The organism is Paraburkholderia lycopersici (assembly GCF_900096975.1).
Lineage (GTDB): Bacteria > Pseudomonadota > Gammaproteobacteria > Burkholderiales > Burkholderiaceae > Paraburkholderia > Paraburkholderia lycopersici.
In genome coordinates this window covers 481,497-499,452 of sequence record NZ_FMYQ01000001.1, presented here as the reverse complement: position 1 = coordinate 499,452, position 17,956 = coordinate 481,497, and the positions used below count along the sequence as shown (strand labels likewise).

Annotated in this window: 17 protein-coding genes; 4 read left to right on the top strand and 13 right to left on the bottom strand. The window is 67.9% G+C overall.

Annotated elements, in window-relative coordinates:
• Window positions 1-66: 66 nt before the first annotated feature.
• The 6 genes from BLU17_RS02190 to BLU17_RS02165 are packed head-to-tail and all read right to left on the bottom strand — an operon-like array spanning window position 67 to window position 4,182.
• On the bottom strand, window positions 67-999 hold the full coding sequence (locus BLU17_RS02190) for an MBL fold metallo-hydrolase (RefSeq protein WP_091993790.1): 933 nt from the start codon (window positions 997-999) through the stop codon (window positions 67-69).
• A complete protein-coding gene (locus tag BLU17_RS02185) occupies window positions 996-1,445 on the bottom strand; it encodes a MaoC family dehydratase (protein WP_091993787.1) in 450 nt (149 codons plus the stop codon). The genes BLU17_RS02190 and BLU17_RS02185 overlap by 4 nt, the downstream gene beginning before the upstream one ends.
• Entirely contained in the window at window positions 1,442-1,687 is a 246-nt protein-coding gene (locus BLU17_RS02180) for a DUF1289 domain-containing protein (protein WP_091994194.1), read from the bottom strand. Before BLU17_RS02180 ends, BLU17_RS02185 begins: the two co-directional genes overlap by 4 nt.
• A 26-nt stretch (window positions 1,688-1,713) precedes the next feature.
• A complete protein-coding gene (locus tag BLU17_RS02175) occupies window positions 1,714-2,232 on the bottom strand; it encodes a YbaK/EbsC family protein (RefSeq protein ID WP_091993784.1) in 519 nt (172 codons plus the stop codon).
• A 40-nt stretch (window positions 2,233-2,272) separates the two neighbouring features.
• On the bottom strand, window positions 2,273-3,196 hold the full coding sequence (locus tag BLU17_RS02170; RefSeq protein ID WP_091993781.1) for a hydroxymethylglutaryl-CoA lyase: 924 nt from the start codon (window positions 3,194-3,196) through the stop codon (window positions 2,273-2,275).
• Window positions 3,197-3,234: 38 nt separating this feature from the next.
• Window positions 3,235-4,182, bottom strand: coding sequence for a 2-hydroxyacid dehydrogenase (locus BLU17_RS02165; RefSeq protein ID WP_091993779.1), 948 nt, complete (start codon window positions 4,180-4,182; stop codon window positions 3,235-3,237).
• Between the two features lie 359 nt (window positions 4,183-4,541).
• Here BLU17_RS02165 and BLU17_RS02160 point away from each other — a divergent pair, with 359 nt between their 5' ends.
• Window positions 4,542-5,144 carry an RBBP9/YdeN family alpha/beta hydrolase gene (locus tag BLU17_RS02160; RefSeq protein WP_091993776.1) on the top strand — a complete coding sequence of 201 codons (603 nt, stop codon included), beginning with the start codon at window positions 4,542-4,544 and terminating at the stop codon, window positions 5,142-5,144.
• Window positions 5,145-5,275: 131 nt separating this feature from the next.
• Here the strand turns inward: BLU17_RS02160 and BLU17_RS02155 are convergent, their stop codons facing one another.
• Window positions 5,276-6,541 carry an acetate/propionate family kinase gene (locus BLU17_RS02155; RefSeq protein WP_091993773.1) on the bottom strand — a complete coding sequence of 422 codons (1,266 nt, stop codon included), beginning with the start codon at window positions 6,539-6,541 and terminating at the stop codon, window positions 5,276-5,278.
• Window positions 6,538-7,479: a bifunctional enoyl-CoA hydratase/phosphate acetyltransferase gene (locus BLU17_RS02150; RefSeq protein WP_245746685.1), complete on the bottom strand. Its 942-nt coding sequence runs from the start codon at window positions 7,477-7,479 to the stop codon at window positions 6,538-6,540. Before BLU17_RS02150 ends, BLU17_RS02155 begins: the two co-directional genes overlap by 4 nt.
• 550 nt (window positions 7,480-8,029) lie before the next feature.
• On the opposite strand from BLU17_RS02150, the gene BLU17_RS02145 reads away from it, so the two are divergent.
• From BLU17_RS02145 to BLU17_RS02135, 3 genes are all read left to right on the top strand, one after another.
• Window positions 8,030-10,801 (top strand): DUF3141 domain-containing protein, encoded by a 2,772-nt coding sequence (locus BLU17_RS02145; RefSeq protein WP_342713794.1) that lies wholly within the window; start codon window positions 8,030-8,032, stop codon window positions 10,799-10,801.
• A 156-nt stretch (window positions 10,802-10,957) separates the two neighbouring features.
• Complete coding sequence (fabI, locus tag BLU17_RS02140) at window positions 10,958-11,737, top strand: enoyl-ACP reductase FabI (RefSeq protein ID WP_091993765.1); 780 nt, start codon at window positions 10,958-10,960, stop codon at window positions 11,735-11,737.
• Window positions 11,738-11,882: 145 nt separating this feature from the next.
• Window positions 11,883-12,893, top strand: a complete 1,011-nt coding sequence (locus BLU17_RS02135; protein ID WP_091993762.1) for a sulfate ABC transporter substrate-binding protein — start codon at window positions 11,883-11,885, stop codon at window positions 12,891-12,893.
• Window positions 12,894-12,990: 97 nt separating this feature from the next.
• Here the strand turns inward: BLU17_RS02135 and BLU17_RS02130 are convergent, their stop codons facing one another.
• The 5 genes from BLU17_RS02130 to BLU17_RS02110 form a co-directional block, all read right to left on the bottom strand.
• On the bottom strand, window positions 12,991-13,275 hold the full coding sequence (locus BLU17_RS02130; RefSeq protein WP_091993759.1) for a PXPV repeat protein: 285 nt from the start codon (window positions 13,273-13,275) through the stop codon (window positions 12,991-12,993).
• 241 nt (window positions 13,276-13,516) lie between these two features.
• A complete protein-coding gene (locus BLU17_RS02125; RefSeq protein ID WP_091993757.1) occupies window positions 13,517-15,133 on the bottom strand; it encodes an ABC transporter substrate-binding protein in 1,617 nt (538 codons plus the stop codon).
• 201 nt (window positions 15,134-15,334) lie between these two features.
• Complete coding sequence (locus tag BLU17_RS02120; protein WP_091994192.1) at window positions 15,335-16,111, bottom strand: SDR family oxidoreductase; 777 nt, start codon at window positions 16,109-16,111, stop codon at window positions 15,335-15,337.
• Window positions 16,112-16,134: 23 nt separating this feature from the next.
• Window positions 16,135-16,788 carry a thiol:disulfide interchange protein DsbA/DsbL gene (locus tag BLU17_RS02115; protein WP_091993754.1) on the bottom strand — a complete coding sequence of 218 codons (654 nt, stop codon included), beginning with the start codon at window positions 16,786-16,788 and terminating at the stop codon, window positions 16,135-16,137.
• Between the two features lie 233 nt (window positions 16,789-17,021).
• A complete protein-coding gene (locus BLU17_RS02110; RefSeq protein ID WP_091993751.1) occupies window positions 17,022-17,870 on the bottom strand; it encodes an SPOR domain-containing protein in 849 nt (282 codons plus the stop codon).
• Window positions 17,871-17,956: the final 86 nt, after the last annotated feature.

The window sequence follows — 17,956 nt, the reverse complement described above, 5'->3', positions numbered from 1 at the left end:
TGATCACGTCAGAGCTAATTCCAACGCTCGTCCGGAAAACGGACGAGCGTTTTTTTTCGCCCTCTGCTAGCCCGCCGTTGGCGGCGCTTCGAGGCGCTCGCCGTTCGCCACGAGCGCGCCGCTTTTCGACAGCTCGCCGGCGAGTTCGCGCAGCAGCGCGGGCCACGCAGCGCGCGGCGCGAGCTGTTGCGCGGCGGCGCGCATGGACGCCGCGCTTTCGAGCATGGCCACGAGGGCCTCGAAGCTCATCGTGCGCACTTCCAGCAGCTTGAAGACGATCAGCACCTTGAGCGCGTTTTTCGCGTTGCGCGCCGGGTCGGCGCGCAGCCAGGCAAGGCGCGAAAACGCGCGCTCCAATGCCGCTTCGACGTTTGCGAACGGCTTGCCGTGGCCCGGAATGACCGCGCGCACGTCGAGTTTGGCGATGGTTTCCAGCACGGCCTGCTGCTCGGCAAATCCGCTTTCGCCGTCCAGCTCCGGAAAAATCACGCCGAAGCCCTGTTCCCAGAGCGCGTCGGCGCTGATGAGCAGGCGCGGCTCGCTCGCGTAGAGCATCACGGAGTCGGGGTCGTGCCCCGGCGCGCCGATCACCTCCCACTCGAAACCGCCCAGCGCGAGCCGCTCGCCCGCCGCGAGCGTCCCCGTGAACCCGAAACGCCCGCAGGTCTGCCCTGTGGCGAGAAAGGTCAGACGCGCCTCGTCCCAGTCGCGCACGATAGCCGCGCTCGCGGCCGGAATCAGCGTGGCGCACGGCCATTGCGCCTGCAGCCGCGCATTGCCGCCGCAATGGTCTGAGTGCAGATGCGTGTTGACGATGAGATCGAGCGGGCGCGCGTCCAGCGCGTGGCGCACGAGCGCGAGCGTCTGACCGGCATGCGTGGCGTAGCCCGTATCGACGAGCGCGGCGCATGCTTCATCGACGAGCAGCACGTTGTTCGAAGAAAGCCAGCCGCGCTCGAATACGCGGACCGAAGCGGGCAGTGCGGGCGCCGTGCTCATGCTTTCGCGTGCCCGGGCTTCGGCATGACGAGAATCGTCGCGCGGCCCACGACGAGCGCTTCGCCTTTCTGGTTCACGGCTTCGCCCGCGAGCTTCACGAGATCGCCGTTCAGGCTCGGCTTCCACCAGGCTTCCTCGACGCGCCATTCGAACGTGAGCGTGTCGCTGGCGTGCGCGGCGCGCTTGAGCTTCATGTCGAATTCGAGCCCGAGCGGCTGCGCATACTGCGAGAAGTGCGTGGCGAGCAGCGCCATGAAGTGCGCGGTGGGTTGCGTGCCCGAGGCGATCAGTCCGCCAAAGCGGCTTCGCGCCGCGTAGGCTTCGTCGTGATGCAGCGGGTTCAGATCGTTCACGAGCAGTCCGAACGATTTCACCGATTCGGGCGTGAGCTGAAGCGTCGAGCGGAACGTCTCGCCGATCGTCACGACGCGGGCGGGCGCGTTCATTGTTTTTCTCCTTGCGGTCGGGCTTGCGGCTCGAAGCGCTGCGCGAGCCACAGTGCGTGGCGCGCCTCGATCGCGTCCCACACGGCGCGTTTCGCCGCGTCGTCGAGCGTGGACCAGGACGCGATCTCGTCGATGTTGCGCAGACAGCCTTCGCACAGGCCGCTGCGCGCGTCCATCCGGCAGATGTTGATGCACGGCGAGGGCGGCGGCGTTCCGGGGTCCGGGTTCGCGGCGGCGTTCATGCGCGTGTTCAGGCCGTTCACGCCGGTCATGCGTCGCGCAGCGCGACGTCCACCACGGGCGCGCCGGTCAGCGCGGCCAGCTCTTGCGGCGAGAGATTGAACACGGCGTGCGGATGACCTGCCGCCGCCCACAGGCTTTCGAGTTCGAACAGGTCGGCGTCGATCAGCGTGACGGGCGTCGTGGCGTGGCCGATCGGGCAGACGCCGCCAATCGCATAGCCGGTTTTCTCGCGCACGAACTTTGCGTCGGCGCGGCCGATCTCGCCTACGTGCGCCGCCACTTTCTTTTCGTCCACGCGGTTCGCGCCGCTCGCGATCACGAGCACGGGCGCGTCGTCTTCGCGGCGGCGAAACAGGATCGACTTGGCGATCTGCGCGACTTCGCAGCCAAGGCCCGCGGCCGCCTCGGCCGAAGTCTTGCCCGTTTCGGGCAGCATTACGACCGGCTTGGCATGACCGCGCTCGCGCAGCATCAGGGCGACACGGCGGGCGGAGTCGGGCAGCGCGTCGAGATTGCCGGATTGAGAAGCGGGGGTTTCCGTCATGAGTGTATTTCCTTCGTACTGCGTTTCAATGAGGCTCGTGTCAAGCACAGGCGGCTTCGGCGCGCGTCTTCGCGAGCAGCGCCTTGCCCGCGCGCGAGACGTTCTGGCGGCCGATGGCGTTCGAGATGAAGTCGCCCGCCGCGACGACCTGGTTCAGGTCGACGCCGGTGTGAATGCCGAGGCCGTTCATGAGATACAGCACGTCTTCGGTCGCGACGTTGCCCGTGGCGCCCTTCGCATACGGACAGCCGCCGAGGCCCGCCACCGAGGCGTGGAAGATCGCGATGCCTTCTTCGAGCGCCGCGTAGATGTTGGCGAGCGCCTGGCCGTAGGTGTCGTGAAAGTGGCCCGAGAGGCGCTCGCGCGGGAACACTTTCGTCACTGCTTCGAACACGTCGCGCACGCGCCTCGCCGTACCCACGCCGATGGTGTCGGCGATGTCGATCTCGTCGCAGCCGAGCGCGGCGAAGCGCTCCACCACGTCGACCACGGAGCCGACGGACACCTCGCCCTGATACGGGCACCCGAGCGAGCACGACACGCTGCCGCGAATGCGCAGGCCGTGCTCTTTCGCTGCCTGCGCGACGGGCGCGAAGCGCTCGATGCTTTCCGCAATCGAGCAGTTGATGTTCTTCTGCGAGAACGCCTCGCTCGCAGCGCCGAAGATGACGATCTCGTCCGCACGCGCGGCGAGCGCGCCTTCGAAGCCGCGCAGATTGGGCGTGAGTACCGAGTAGATCGCGCCCGCGCGGCGCTCGATGCCGGCCATGACATCGGCGCCGTCGGCCATTTGCGGAACCCACCTGGGCGAGACGAACGAGGCGGCTTCGATGTTCGGAAAGCCCGCAGCGGAAAGCCGGTTGACCAGTTCGATTTTCGTTGCGGTGGGGACGAATTCCTTCTCGTTCTGCAGGCCGTCGCGCGGGCCGACTTCGACGATCTTCACTGCGGTGGGCAATGGCATGGCTGTCTCCGGAATATGGTCGGATTGGTTCGTTATACTCAGTAACCGCGTCCGACGTGCACGACGCCGCTCACGGTCTCGCCGCGCGCGAGCGCGCCGATCTTGTCGGCGACCTGTGAAATCGCTTCGTCGCGCAAGGTGAGCGCCGAACTGTGCGGCGTGATCGTGATGCGCGGCTCGCGCCAGAACAGGTGATCGGGCGGCAGCGGCTCGTTGCGGAATACGTCGAGCGTGGCGGCCGCGAGCGTGCCGTTCGCGAGCGCATCGAGCAGATCCTGCTCGGCCAGGTGCGTGCCGCGCGCCACGTTCACGAGATACGCGCCGCGTGAGAGCTTGCCGAAGGTGCGTGTGTTGAGCACGCTTTCGGTGTCGGGCGTAGCGGGCAGCAGGTTCACGAGCACCTTCGACCCGTCGAGAAACGCGTCGAATTGCGGGCCGTGCAGCTCGCCCGAAAACGTCTCGATGCCCGCGATTGTCTTCGCGCTGCGCGAAAAGCCGCGCACCGGCACGCCGAGCGCCGCCACCGCATGGGCGACCTGTGCGCCCAGCACGCCAAGGCCGAGCACGCCGACCGTGAAGGTTTCGCGCGGATGCGGCGCGAGCACGTGCCATTCGCGGCGCGCCTGCGCGAGCGCGTATTCGTCGAAGCGGCGCAGGTAGCGCAGCACGGCGTGCTGCACGTACTCGCTCATCTGCTGGCCCATGCCCGAGTCTTCGAGGCGCACGAGCATGGCGTGTTCGGGCAGCGTGCCGGGCTGCTCGCGTTCGTGGGCGAGGATCGCGTCGACGCCCGCGCCCAGATTGAAGATCGCGCGCAGGCCGGGCACGGCGAAGAGTTCGCGTGGCGGATGCCAGACGACCGCGTAGTCGGCCGGAGCGGTGTCGCCTGGCCGCCATTCGCGCAGTTCGGCGTCGGGCAGGGCGCGCGCGAGGCCGTGAAGCCACGCCGAAGCGTCGGTTTGCGGGAACCAGAAAACGATTTTCATGATTCGCCGACCTGTCCCTCGAAGCGGGCGGACGCCCCGAACGCGCGCGTGCTATCGGGACCCGTGACGGGAACGAAATGAAACGGCTGCAGCAAAGGCTGCCTGATGCTCGTGGCCTGCGACATGGGGATTCCTGTGGCTCCTGCTGTAGTTCCTTTACCGGGGGGGCTGGGTGCACTGGCACCATTCTACGTTTTCAGGCCCGCGCTCGCCGCGCAATTCGTGGCGCGGCGGCCTGCGCGGCGAGGTGCGCCGGGCCGCGCGGAAGGCACCGAAAAGCAAAGCAAAAAAAATTGGTTCGGCGCGGGCCGCTCGCGAGCCACAATCGATCCACGCCGTGTTCCAGCGAGGAAAAAATCATGCTTTCGTGCGCGCAAATGCGTTGGCCGCCCCGCCTCGTCACCGTGCCCGGCCTGCACGGCAGCGACGGCGCCCATTGGCAAAGCTGGCTCGAACGCCAGTTCGCGCGCTCGCTGCGCGCCGAGCAGGACGACTGGGACGCGCCCGATCTCGCGGTCTGGGGCGCGGCGCTTGCGAGGCGGCTAGCCGGCGAGCGCGGACCTTTCCTGCTGGCCGCGCACAGTTTCGGCTGTCTCGTGGCGGCGCATGCGCTGCAAACCGGCATGCTCGGCGCCGATGTCGCGGGCGTGCTGTTCGTCGCGCCCGCGAGCCCCCAGAAGTTCCGCTTTGCCGGGGCCTTCGAGGCGCGCCGGCTTCCCGTGGCGTCGATTCTCATCGGCAGCGAAACCGATCCGTGGATGCCGCTGGAAGGCGCCCGCGCGCTCGCGCAGCAACTGGGCAGCGCGTTCGTGAATCTCGGCGATGCGGGGCATATCAACACGGCGGCCGGTTTCGGTCCGTGGCCGCGCGCGAAGTATTTCGTCGATACGCTCGTGCATGGCGCGGCGCCGGGGCGACTGCGCGATGAGGCGTTCGATGGGGGCGGGGCCGCGCTGGCGTGAACGTTTTGCCCTGCTCGCCGTGCCCTGGCGAGCAGTCCGTCGATTGTGCCAACCGATTTCGCCAACGGATTTCGCCAACGGATTTCGCCAACATCAGTAGACGCAGTACCGCCCGACAAACGCGCGAAACGCTAGCTCCGCAGCGCCGCCCGCAACAGCCTTGCCGTATGCAAGGCGATCATCCCTTCTTCGTCGGTGCGGATCGCGAACACGGGCACGCGGCTTTCGCGCGTGCTCACGCGCTCCTTGCCTTCACTGCTGCCGGCTTCGTTGGCCTCGGCGTCGAGCGCGATGCCGAATACCGGCGCGAGCCGCCCGCATACCTGCGCACGGATCGGCGCGGCATGCTCGCCTATGCCGCCCGTGAACACGAGCCCGTCGAGCCCGCCGAGCACCACCGCGAGCTTGCCCACGTCCTGCGCGATGCGATAGGTATAGAAGTCGATCGCGAGCCTCGCCTGATCGCTGCTGCTCGCGAGCAGTTCGCGCATGTCGCTGCTCAAGCCCGACAGCCCCTTCAAGCCCGACTCGTGATACAGCAGCTTTTCGATCGCGTGGTAATCCATGCCGCGCGCCATCATCCAGAGCACCGCACCCGCGTCGAGCGCGCCGCAGCGCGTGCCCATCGGCAGGCCGTCCAGCGCGGTGAGGCCCATGGTCGTCTCGACGCTCTTGCCGTCCTTCATCGCGCACAGGCTCGCGCCGTTGCCGAGGTGCGCGACGATGACCCGCCCGCGCGCGATGTCCGGCGCGACCTGATGCAGGTGCTTCGCGATGTACTCGTACGAGAGGCCGTGAAACCCGTAGCGGCGCACGCCCTCTCCGTAATAGCTGTACGGCAGCGCGAAGAGTTGCGCCATGATGTCGTTGCACGCGTGGAACGCCGTGTCGAAGCACGCCACCTGGGGCAGCTCGGGCGCGACCTTGCGCACGGCGCGAATGGCCGCGAGATTGTGCGGCTGATGCAAGGGCGCGAGCGGCGTGAGCGCGTCGAGTTCCTCGATTACCTCGTCGTCGATGAGCACGGCGTCGGCGTGGTGCGCGCCGCCGTGCACCACGCGATGGCCGATCGCGGCGGGCGGCGTATCGCGCAGGCCCACGGCGAGGACGAGGCGCAGGAGGCGAAACGCGGCGTCGTGATCGGCGACCTGGGCGACCGGAAACTCCTCGTCGACGATGAGGCGCCCGTCCGCCATGTGCGCGACCACGCGCGGCGCGACGCCGATGCCCTCGATCTGGCCGCCCGCGCCGTGCAGCGCCCGTGCGCCGCCTTCCACGCGATCGTCCTCGATCACGCGATACACCGAACACTTGATGCTCGACGAACCCGCGTTCACGACGAGCACGACATGGCCTTCAGCGGCCGTCTGGGCATGGGCCTGTTGGACCTGGCTCACAGAATCTCCGTTGTTTTGCGCGCGCGCCGCGCATGCGCGACGAGCACGGCGATCGCGCAACTGCCGATGCGCGAGCGCACGCTGTCGGCGCGGCTCGTGAGGATGATCGGCACGCGTGCGCCGAGGACGATGCCGGCCGCTTCTGCGCCGGCGAGGAAGGTGAGCTGCTTGGCGAGCATGTTGCCCGCTTCGAGGTCGGGCACGAGCAGAATGTCGGGGTCGCCGGCCACGGGCGAGCGGATGCCCTTGATGCGCGCGGCTTCGGCGCTGATCGCGTTGTCGAACGCGAGCGGGCCGTCGAGCAGGCCGCCCGTGATCTGGCCGCGGTCGGCCATCTTGCAGAGCGCGGCGGCGTCGATGGTGGACGGCATCTTGTCGGACACCGTTTCCACCGCGCCGAGGATCGCGACCTTCGGCGTGGGGATGCCGAGCGCCTGCAGGAGCTCGATGGCGTTGCGCACGATGTCGGCCTTGTCGGCGAGCTTCGGGAAGATGTTGACGGCCGCGTCGGTGATGAAGAGCGGCTTGTGGTACGAGGGCACGTCCATCGCGAATACGTGCGAGAGGCGCCGTTCGGTGCGCAGGCCGCTCGTGCTGAGCGTGACTTCGTGGAGCAGTTCGTCGCTGTGCAGACTGCCCTTCATGAGCAGCTCGGCCTCTCCCTGGCGCACGGCGAGCACCGCGCGCTCGGCGGCGGCGTGGCTGTGCGGCGCGTCGATGATCGTGACGCCGTCGAGGCGCAGGTCGGCTTCCTCGGCCACGGCGCGGATCTTCGCCTCCGGGCCGACGAGGATCGGCACGATCAAGCCGAGGTTCGCGGCGTCGAGCGCGCCGGTCAGCGAGGACACGTCGCAGGGATGCGCCACGGCGGTGGGCACCGGCGCCAGGCCGCCGCAACGGGCGAGCAAAGCCGAATACTTGTCGGTCGAGGAAGTCACGACGGTCTCTCCTGTCGAGCGGAGTTGGCGCTTTGCCTTGTTCCGGCCCATGCAGGGCATGCCGGGCCAAGGATGCGTGGTGTGGTCATGCTGCGGCGCGCAAAGCCGTATTAGTGTAGACCAGTGCGAAAGCGCCAGTCGGAAAGATGCGCGCCAGGCCGCCGCGGCATCCTGACGCATCGGGCGAAGTCCCGGTCGGCGGGCCTGTCACGCTTCGTTCACAGGGCGTTGCGATCATGGGCCAAGCCTCTGGAACCATGGCGAGCCTTGACTTTCGCGGGGCATCGGCCTAACTTTTTAGATGCCGCAGTGCAGCATGATCTGGCTCTTTTCACGTCGCGGCCGCGAGGCGCAGGAAGCGCGCTGGCGGCCGCGAACCTTATTTGCCGGCCCCGTTGCTGAGGCTCCGCCCGCATGAGGCGGTCGCGGGCGGTGTCGGCTCCCGCGCATGTTCGTCGTCGCGAGAGCGTGCGCCCGCCGCGGTCCGCGCCGGCCTGGCGCATGCTTGCCGCGAGGCGGGTGTGCGCTCCCCTTTAAGGAGATTGGTCTCGTGGCAGTTTCCACATCCTCGCCGACGTCCACGTCGCTTGCGTCGCCTTTGTCGTTCCTGCCCACGCTCCCGCAGGGCGCGTCTTTCTGGCCTTTTGCGCCGTTCTGGCCTTTCGCGGCCTCGTCCGACGAGGCGTCATCGCACGCCGCACCGCTTGCCACGGCGGCCTCGTCGGTGTCTTCGGCGGTGAACCAGGCGGTGAACCAGGCGATCGAATCCGCGCCGCTCGCGACGACGGTCGCGCAGCCGCTCTACGACTACCTCCACGACGCCTGGCAGCGCAGCGTGCTGTTCCTCGACGTGCTGCGCGAGCGCGGCAACCAGACGTACGTGCACGAGCAGGCCGGCATGCCGCCGGTGCTCGCGTTCGACTACGAAGTGATCGTCGACGGCCGCGAGCTCGACGACCCGTGCAACTACGCGCTCCTGCGCATCAAGCCCGAGGCCGGCGCGCCGACCGATCCGCGCATGCGCCCCTTCGTCGTGATCGATCCGCGCGCGGGCCACGGCCCCGGCATCGCCGGGTTCAAGATGGACAGCGAGGTGGGCATCGCGCTGCGCAAGGGGCACCCGTGCTATTTCGTGACCTTCTTCCCGGTGCCCTGCGAAACGCAGACCATCCAGTCCGTCGCGCAGGCCGAGGCCGTGTTCGTGCAACGCGTGCGCGAACTGCACCCCGACTCGGACGGCCTGCCGTTCATCATCGGCAACTGCCAGGGCGGCTGGGCCGCGGCGCTGCTCGCGGCCTCCGCGCCCGCCCTCGTCGGCCCGCTCATGCTCGCGGGCTCGCCGCTTTCGTACTGGGCCGGCGTGCGCGGCAAGAACCCCATGCGCTATTCGGGCGGCATGCTGGGCGGCACGTGGATGTCCTCGCTCGCCGCCGACCTCGGCGACGGCCGTTTCGACGGCGCTTATCTCGTGCAGAACTTCGAGTACCTCAACCCGGCCAACACGTACTGGGGCAAGCTCTACAACCTCTACTCGAAGGTCGATACGGAGCGCGAGCGCTTTCTCGAATTCGAGCGCTGGTGGGGCGGCCATTTCCAGCTAAATCGCGCCGAAATCGACTGGATCGTGCAGAACCTCTTCGTCGGCAATCACCTTACGCGCAACGAGGTGTACCCGAAGAACGCGCGCGCGCCGATGGACCTGCGCAACATCCGCACGCCGATCATCGTGCTCGCCTCCTGGGGCGACAACATCACGCCGCCGCAGCAGGCGCTCAACTGGATTCCCGATCTTTACGCGAGCGTCGACGAGATCGTCGCGAACGAGCAGGTGATCGTGTACTGCCTGCATGACAAGGTCGGGCACCTCGGAATCTTCGTGTCGGCGAGCGTGGCGAATAAGGAGCACACCGAACTGTTTTCGGCGCTCGATCTGATCGACGTGCTGCCGCCTGGCCTCTACGAGGCGAAGATCACCGACTCGACGCCGGAAGCGGGTCGCCTCGAAGCGCTCGAAGGGCGCTACGAGATCCGCTTCGAGCGCCGCACCATCGACGATATCCTCGCGCTCGACGACGGCCGCGCCGACGAGCAGCCCTTCGAAGTGGTGCGCCGTTTCGCGGAGAACAACCAGCGGCTGTATGACCTGTTCGTCTCGCCGTTCGTGCGCGCGTCGACGAATGCGCTCAGCGCGCACGTGCTGCGCGAGGCGCATCCGTCGCGCGTGGAGCGCAGCGTGATGAGCGACGCGAACCCGACGTTGGGCGTGCTGCCCGCCATGGCCGAGGCGGTGCGCGAGCACCGCAAGCCGGTCGCGCCCGACAATCCGTTCGCGCAGGTCGAAAAGCAGGCGTCGGCGAGCATCGAGGCCTCGTGGGACGCGTACCGCGACGCGCGCGACGCCTGGATCGAGAGCACGTTCTACAGCATCTACGGTGCGCCGTGGGTGCAGGCCCTGGTGGGCGTGACGCCCAACCAGCCGCTCGATCCGATCGCGCCGCCGCTCATGGCGCTGCGCAAGGAACTTGCGCAATACCGGTTGCGCGCGGCGCGCGCGCATCTCATGAAGGGCTCGCTCGTCGACGCGTTCATGCGCATTGCCGCGTACATCGTCGACGAAATGCATACGGTGGAGTACCGGCCGTTCCAGCGCATGCGCGAGCTTGCGCGCGAATATCTCGGCGATGGCCAACCGAGCATTGCCGAGCTGAAGGAGGCGGCGCGCCGCCAGGGCGCGGTCGTGCAGCTCGATCCGCAGGCCGCGATCGAGGTCTTGCCCGAAATCGTGCCGGACATGAAGACACGCCGGGCGCTGCTCGCGGCCGTCTACCGCATCGTGACCGTGTCGGGGCCGCTCGAAGGCGAGCGTCGCGAGCGCTATCGCGATGTCCAGCGCGCGCTGGGCATCGAGCCGGGCAGCGAGAAGTCGGGGCCGCCGACGCTCGATAGCGGTCCGTCGTCGGAGGGTGAGCCTTCGGCTGGCGGTGCGGGCGCAGGCGGCAGCATCGCAGGCGACGGCGGTGTGGCCGCGCACGGCGTCAAGGCGGCGGCACAGGCGGCGGAGCCCGAAGCCGCCGCGGCTCCGGTCAAGGCCGCCGGCGCGAAGGCCGATACCGCGAGCGAACCCGCTGCGCCTGCCCGGCCCCTGCGCGCGGCGCGCGCGGGAGCGAAGACGAAGGCTGCCGAACCTGTCGATGCGAAGAAGGCGCCAGCCGCCGCAAAAACGGCCGCGCGCCGCTCGCGCGCTGCGTCCACGCCCACGTCCACGCGCGCGGCGGGCACGACGGCCGCGCGCCGGCGCGCGACGCGCAGCGCGGGGGAGTAAGCACGAAGGGCGCGCGCAGCCCATGCAGTGCGCACGCAGCACGTAGAGCGCGGAGGTTCCCTCCGCGCTTTTCTGTATCGAGCACCCGCTAGCCGCAAAATGATCGGCAACCGCATTCGCGGCCATGAACGGCCGCCATTACCTGCGAGGTCAGCCATGCCTACCCCTCCCGACCAGCCGCTTGCCGGCATGCGCGCGCTCGTGACCGGCGTGGCGAACGCCGAATCGATCGCTTACGGCTGCGCGCGCGCGTTCGCCGATCTCGGCGCGCAGATCGCGCTCACCTATCTCAACGACAAGGCCAGGCCCTACGTCGAACCGCTGGCCGGCGAGCTGGGCGCGCAGTTGCTGCTGCCGCTGAACGTGGAAGACGACGCGCAGCTCGATGCCGTGTTCGACGCCGTGCGCGAAACCTGGGGCGCGCTCGACATCGTGCTCCATTCCATCGCTCATGCGCCGAAGGAAGATCTGCAGGGCGGCCTGCTCGAATCGTCGGCGCAGGGCTTCGCGCATGCGATGGACGTGTCGTGCCACTCGTTCATTCGCATGGCGAAGCGCGCCGCGCCGCTCATGCCGCGCGGCGGCACGCTCTTCGCGATGAGCTACGACGGCGCGAACCGCGTCGTGCCCAATTACAGCCTGATGGGCCCGGTGAAGGCGGCGCTCGAAGCGTCGTGCCGTTACCTCGCCTACGAGCTCGGGCCGCTCGGCATCCGCGTGCACGCCATCTCGCCGGGACCGCTCAAGACACGCGCGGCCTCGGGCCTGCCCGACTTCGACCGCATGCTCGCCGAGTCCGTGGATCGCGCGCCGCTCGGCGAGCTCGTCGACATCATGGACGTGGGCTATGCGACCGCCTATCTGGCCACGCGCTACGCGCGCCGCATGAGCGGCAATACGGTGTACATCGACGGCGGCGCGCACGTCATGGCGTGAGGAAACGCGCTTAGCACGAAAGCCGAAAAGCAAAGCTCGCATCGGTATAAGCAGCGTGCCCCGGCTCGCTAGAATCGTGCGTTCGGCTTGCTTACGAAAGTCATGCAAGCAGGCCGACGCCTTTCAACGACAGACGGGGACCACCATGGCAGGTTTGGGACGCACGGCGCGCTGGCTCGGCGCGGGCATCATCGCATTGAGCGCGGCGGCGGCGCACGCCGAGACCTCGCTGCTCAACGTCTCGTACGACGTGACGCGCGAACTGTACAAGGACATCAACGCGAGCTTCATCGCGGACTATCAGAAGAAGAGCGGCGAGACCGTGTCGATCAGGCAGTCGCACGGCGCGTCGAGCGCACAGGCGCTTTCGGTGCTGCAAGGCCTGCAGGCCGACGTCGTGACGATGAACCAGCCCAACGACATCGACCTGCTCGCGCAGCAAGGTCATCTCGTGCCCGCGAACTGGCGCACGCGTCTGCCCGATGCGAGCGCGCCCTACACCACGACGATGGTGTTCCTCGTGCGCAAGGGCAATCCGAAGCACATCAAGGACTGGGACGATCTGGCGAAGCCGGGCGTGCAGGTCGTGATCGCCAATCCGAAGACTTCGGGCAACGGCCGCTACGCGTACCTGGCCGCCTGGGGCTACCGCAAGCAGCAGGGCGCGAGCGACGCGCAGGCGCTCGACTTCGAGCGCGCGCTGCTCAAGAACGTGCCGGTGCTCGACGCGGGCGGCCGGGGCGCGACGACGACGTTCACGCAACGCGGTATCGGCGACGTGCTCGTGACCTTCGAGAACGAAGTGGCGCTCATCGACACAGGTGTGGGCGCGAAGGACTTCGAAGCCGTTTATCCGTCGGTGAGCCTGCTGGCGGAGCCGCCCGTGACCATCGTCGACAAGGTCGTGGACAAGCGCGGCACGCGCAAGGTCGCGCAGGCGTATCTCGACTATCTGTATTCGCCCGCCGCGCAGGAAATCATCGCGGAGCACCATCTGCGTCCGCGCGATGCGGGCGTGCTTGCGAAGCACGCGAACGAATTCAAGCCGATCAAGACCTTCACGGTCGAGCAGGTGTTCGGCAGCTGGCAGAAGGCGCAGGCTGCGCATTTCGCCGATGGCGGGACGTTCGACCAGATCGTTACCGACCGCAAGTAGCGCGACGACACGATCGCGCAGGAAAAAGCGCCTCGCGAACTGCGAGGCGCTTTGCTTTTTCGGGCATCAAGCCGGAGCCGTTCCGGCGTGCGCGGGCTTAGTACCAGCCGCGGTGGCCGTACCACTCGCGGCGGCCATACCAGCGGTGGCCGTCCCAGTAGCGGTCGCCGTGCCAGCCGATCACCACGGCCGGCGCGTAGGCCACGCGCACGGGCGGCGCCACATACACGGGGCGCGGCGCGACATAGACCGGTGCGGGTGCAACGTACACCGGAGCGGGCACGCCGATATTCAGGCCGACGGCCACGCCGGCCATGGCGGTTTGCGAGGCGGCGAGGACGAGCGCTCCGGCACCCAGCGCGGCAAAGAGTTTGGTTTTCATTTGAGCCCCCTTCGGTGTTGAGGAATGGATGGCTTCAATGTAGCGAAGCGCTCGCCCGCTTGAGTTACCAGACTGCAACAATCTGCTCGCGAATCTTACCGGCAGTAATGTATCGGAATGGCGCTGGCCCGCGTGGGGCGGGCTTCGAGCGCGCCTGGGGCGGGGCGCCGTGTTGCAAATCGAGATGGTCGGCGGGAGATCTGTAATCGATGCATGCCGGGCGCGAACGCCCGGCATGCCGTTACTGCACAGCGACGCTCGCGAAGTTCTGGCGTCCGAACGGGCTCACCTGATAACCGCTCACGTTCGCGCGCGTGATCGCGGCCGCGGTCGGGTAGCCGAGCGGAATCCACAGCGCCTCGTCGTGGATGATCTTCTGCGCGGCTTCATAGAGCTTCACGCGCTTCGCCTGATCGGCGGTGGCCTTGCCGTCGGCGATCAGCTTGTCGAGCTGCGGGGCGCAAAAGCGCGCGAAGTTGATGCCCGACTGCACCGCGTTGCAGCTGAAGAGCGGCGAGAGGTAGTTGTCGGGGTCGCCGTTGTCGCCGGCCCAGCCCATGAAGAGCGTGTCGTGCTGGCCCTGCTTCGCTTCCTTGATGAGTTCGCCCCATTCGACCACCTTGATCTCGGCCTTCACGCCGATCTTCGCGAAGTCGGCCTGCAGCAACTCGGCGCCCGCGCGCGGGTTCGGATTGAGCACGCTGCCGTTCGGGCGCACCCAGATCGTCGTCGAAAAGCCGTTGGCGTAGCCCGCGTCGGCGAGCAGTTGCTTTGCCTTCGCCGGGTCATACGGATACGGCTGGATCGACTTGTCGTAGCCCCAGGTGATGGGCGGCCAGGGGTTCGTCGCGGGCGTCGCCGTGTTGTCGAAAATCGCCTTGAGGTAGGTCGTGCGGTCGAACGCCATGTTCAGCGCCTGGCGTACCTTCTGGTTGTCGAGCGGCTTCTTCTGCGTGTTGAGCGCGACGAACGCCGTCATGAACGCGGGCGTTTCCACGACCTTGAGCGACTTGTCCTCTTTCGCGGCGGCTACGTCCTGGGGCTTCGGCGAAAGCGCGATCTGGCATTCGCCGGCCTTCACCTTCTGCGCGCGCACGGCCGCGTCGGGCGTGATCGCGTAGATCAGGCGGTCCGCCTCCGGCTTCGGCCCCCAGTAGGTGGGGTTCGCGTCGTAGCGGATCAGCGCGTCCTTCGTGTAGCTCTTCAGCACGAACGGGCCCGTGCCCACCGGCTTCGCGTTGAGGTCGACCTGTTTGCCGGCCTTGAGCAACTGGTCGGCGTATTCGGACGAGTAGATGGACGCGAAGCCCATCGTGAGGATCGACAGGAAGGTGGCGTTCGGCTCGTTGAGCTCGAACTTCACCGTGTCCGGATCGACCTTCGTCACCGACTTCACGAGCTTCACGAGACCCATCGACTGCGCGTGCGGAAAGCCGCCCGGCCCCGCCACCTTGTGCCACGGGTTGTTCGCGTCGAGCATGCGCTCGAACGTGAAGACCACGTCGTCGGCGGTGAGCGTGCGCGTGGGCTTGAACCACCCGGTCGTCTGGAACGGCACGTTGCGCCGCAGATGGAACGTGTACGCGAGGCCGTCGGCGCTTACCTCCCATTTGTCCGCGAGCGCGGGCACGACTTTCTTTTGCGCTTCGTCGTAGGCCACGAGCGAATTGAAGATGACGTCGGCGGACGCGTTGGTCGTGACGAGCGAGTTGAACTGCACGACGTCGAAGCCGTCGGGGCTCGACTCGGTGCAGACCGTCAGCGGTTTCGCGAGCGCGGGCGTGGCCGCGAATGCGCACGCGGCGCCAAGTGCGGTGGCGAGCACGAGGGCGGGCGCGGTGGGCGAGGTGAAGCGCATGGAATCTCCGTGGTTCTTCGGTGGCGGGCGGCGCCCCGTTTTGTTCGATTCGGGAGAGGCGGGAAGGCCAGGAAGGGCGCCCGGACGAGCCAAGCTTATCGAAGGGAAATTGCCGAGACAACAACTTAATCCACATACCCATATGGCATGCGGGCGCCGCGCGCAGGCTCGGAGACGGCCGGCGCGCAACCCTCGGCCGCCTCAGCGGCTCGCCGTGCGTGGCTTGCGCGGCGCCTTCTCGAACACGCGGTCGTAGACCCAGCGCGGCAGCGCGCGCAGCAGCGCGGCGGCCACGCGCATCGGCCAGGGGAATACCGCAAACGACGTGCCGCGCGCAATGGCGTCGGCCGCCTTCGCGGCGAAGCGGTCGGCGTTCATCAGGAAGGGCATGCGGTAGGGGTTCTTCGCCGTCATCGGCGTGCGGATGTAGCCCGGCGCGATGGTGACCACGGGCACGCTGAACGCGCGCATCTCCACGCGCAGCGCTTCGAGATAGGCGAGCGCGGCGGCCTTCGAGGCGCTGTACGCGCCCGAGCCCGGCAGTCCGCGCACGCCGGCCACGCTCGCGATGCCCACGAGCGTGCCGTGCCGCGCCTGCGCCATCGCCGAGGCGAACGGCTCGAAGGTGGCGACCATGCCGAAGTAGTTGGTGTCCATCACGTCGCGGAACGTGGCGAGGTCGCCTTCGCCCGTGAGCACGCCGCGGCTCACGCCCGCGTTGGCGATCACGATGTCGGGCAGGCCATGCTGCGCGATGAAATCGCGCGCGGCGGCGGCCAGCGCATCGGCGTCGCGCACGTCGGCCGGGTAGATGGAGATGGCGCTGTCGGGATGGGACTGCCGGAAGGCGGCGAGGGCCTCGCCGCGGCGCGCGACGAGCCCGAGGACAGCGCCGCGCCGCGCGTACTCGGCGGCGAGCGCGGCGCCGATGCCGCTCGACGCGCCGGTGACGAAGACCTTCAGCGGCGCGCCTCGCATGGCATTGCGCTTCGCGTCGGACATTACATTTTCTTCGCGCGGATCTGCGAGATGATGAAGTCCATCACCTGGGTCGTGCCCGGCAGCGCCGTGTTCTCGGGGCCCTGGACCATGGCCGGGCCGGTTTCGTACTTGCCCTGGATGGCGATGGTCGGCACGCCGTCGATCTTGTAGGCGTCGAGCAGGGCCTTGTCACGCTGCAACGCGCTCTGCGTCGAGAACGAGTTGTACGCTTCCATGTACTTCTTCGGATCGACGCCTTGGCTTGCGAGGAACTTCGTCTGATCTTCCGGCGTGAGCAGATAGTTCTTGTTCACGTGGATTTCGTGGAAGACGACCGGCGTGAGCTTCTGCGCGAGGCCCAGTGCGTCGAGCGCGTAGTACATCTTCGAGTGCGGGATGAAATCGTCGCGGAAGGCCACGGGCACGCGCCTGAACACGACGTCCGGGCCCTGCTTCTTGACCCACGCTTCGAGGTACGGGTCGAACGCGTTGCAGTGCGGGCAGCCGTACCAGAAGAACTCGATCACTTCGATCTTGCCCGCGGGCACGTCTAGCGCCTGCGGCGTCTTCAGGACCGTGTAGTCCTTGCCGGCCACGGGCGCGGCGGCCGAGGCGTGGGCCACGCCGGCGATCAGTGAGAGCGAGAGCAAAAGCGTACTGAGAAGTCGTTTCATGGCGTTGGAATCCACAGTTCCTGGGCCGGCCGCGGCCGGTTGTTTGCCGCACTGCGAGCACGCGGCGCGCATCGTGGCGCGTTGCCGGCGCTGGCCGGAGCCTGGCGCGCGCGGGTGCTGCATATTGCGTATTGATGGGCTCGCGCCGCGTGTTCCGGCCCGGCCTCACGCAAAGTCGCCTGGCAGCGGCGGCTTCGGCGGGCGGGGCGCGGTGTGCGCGGCGCGGACGGCGATTACTGCTTCGTGAAACGGATGACGGCCGTATCGATACCGGCGTCGGACAGGCGCTGACGCGTCGAGTTCATGTCGTCGAACTTCGTGAACGGACCGATGCGGACTCGATAGTACGTGACGCCGCCGGCGTCGCGCTGCGTCACCTTCGATTCGAACCCCTGGAACGCGAGGCGCGCGCGCTGCTGCTCAGCGTCGGACGAGGTCTTGTACGCGCCCACCTGCAGGAAGTAGCCGGTGTTGGCGTCGCCCGGCGCGGGCGCGGCGTTGCCCGGCGCGGGCTTCGCGGCCGGCGGCGTGGGCACGGCGTTGGCGGGCTTCTGCGGCTGGTTGTTCGCGAGGATCTGCGCCGGATTGCTGGTTGACTGCGGCTTTTTCGCGATGGCCGTGCCGCCCGTGACGGTGTCGCCCGTCGACGGTTGCGGAGCGACGGCCACGCCGTTGCCGTTGCCGCTATTTGCGGCATTGTTGTTCGAGCCCGAAGGCGGCACTTCCACGATCTGCGGTTCTTCGAGCATGCCCGAGGATTGCGACTGGTTCGTGGTCTGGCCCGGCGCCGTGTTCGGCGGCGTGCTTTGCGCGGCCTGCGGCACCGGCTGGCCCGGCGACTTGCCCTGCAGCACGCGGTTCGGGTCGACCTGCTCGTTGTTCTGGCCGACGTCGGAAGCGGCCGGCGGCGCGACCTTCGAGACGAACGGCGTGGGCGCGCGCGTGATGTAGAGCGCCACCACCACCGCGATCGCAAGGCCGACGATCAGGCCCAGCACGATGCCGAGAAAGGTTCCCCCGGACTGCTTCGACTGCTGTTTTGTAGTGCGGCGCGGTTTTGCCATCGTCTGAATCACCTGCAAACAAGAGAATCCGGAATGGCCGTCCGCGCGTGGCGGCGGCCCCAAACATGTTGCTTCGTGCGCTGCGCGCGTGCCTCGTGTGGCTC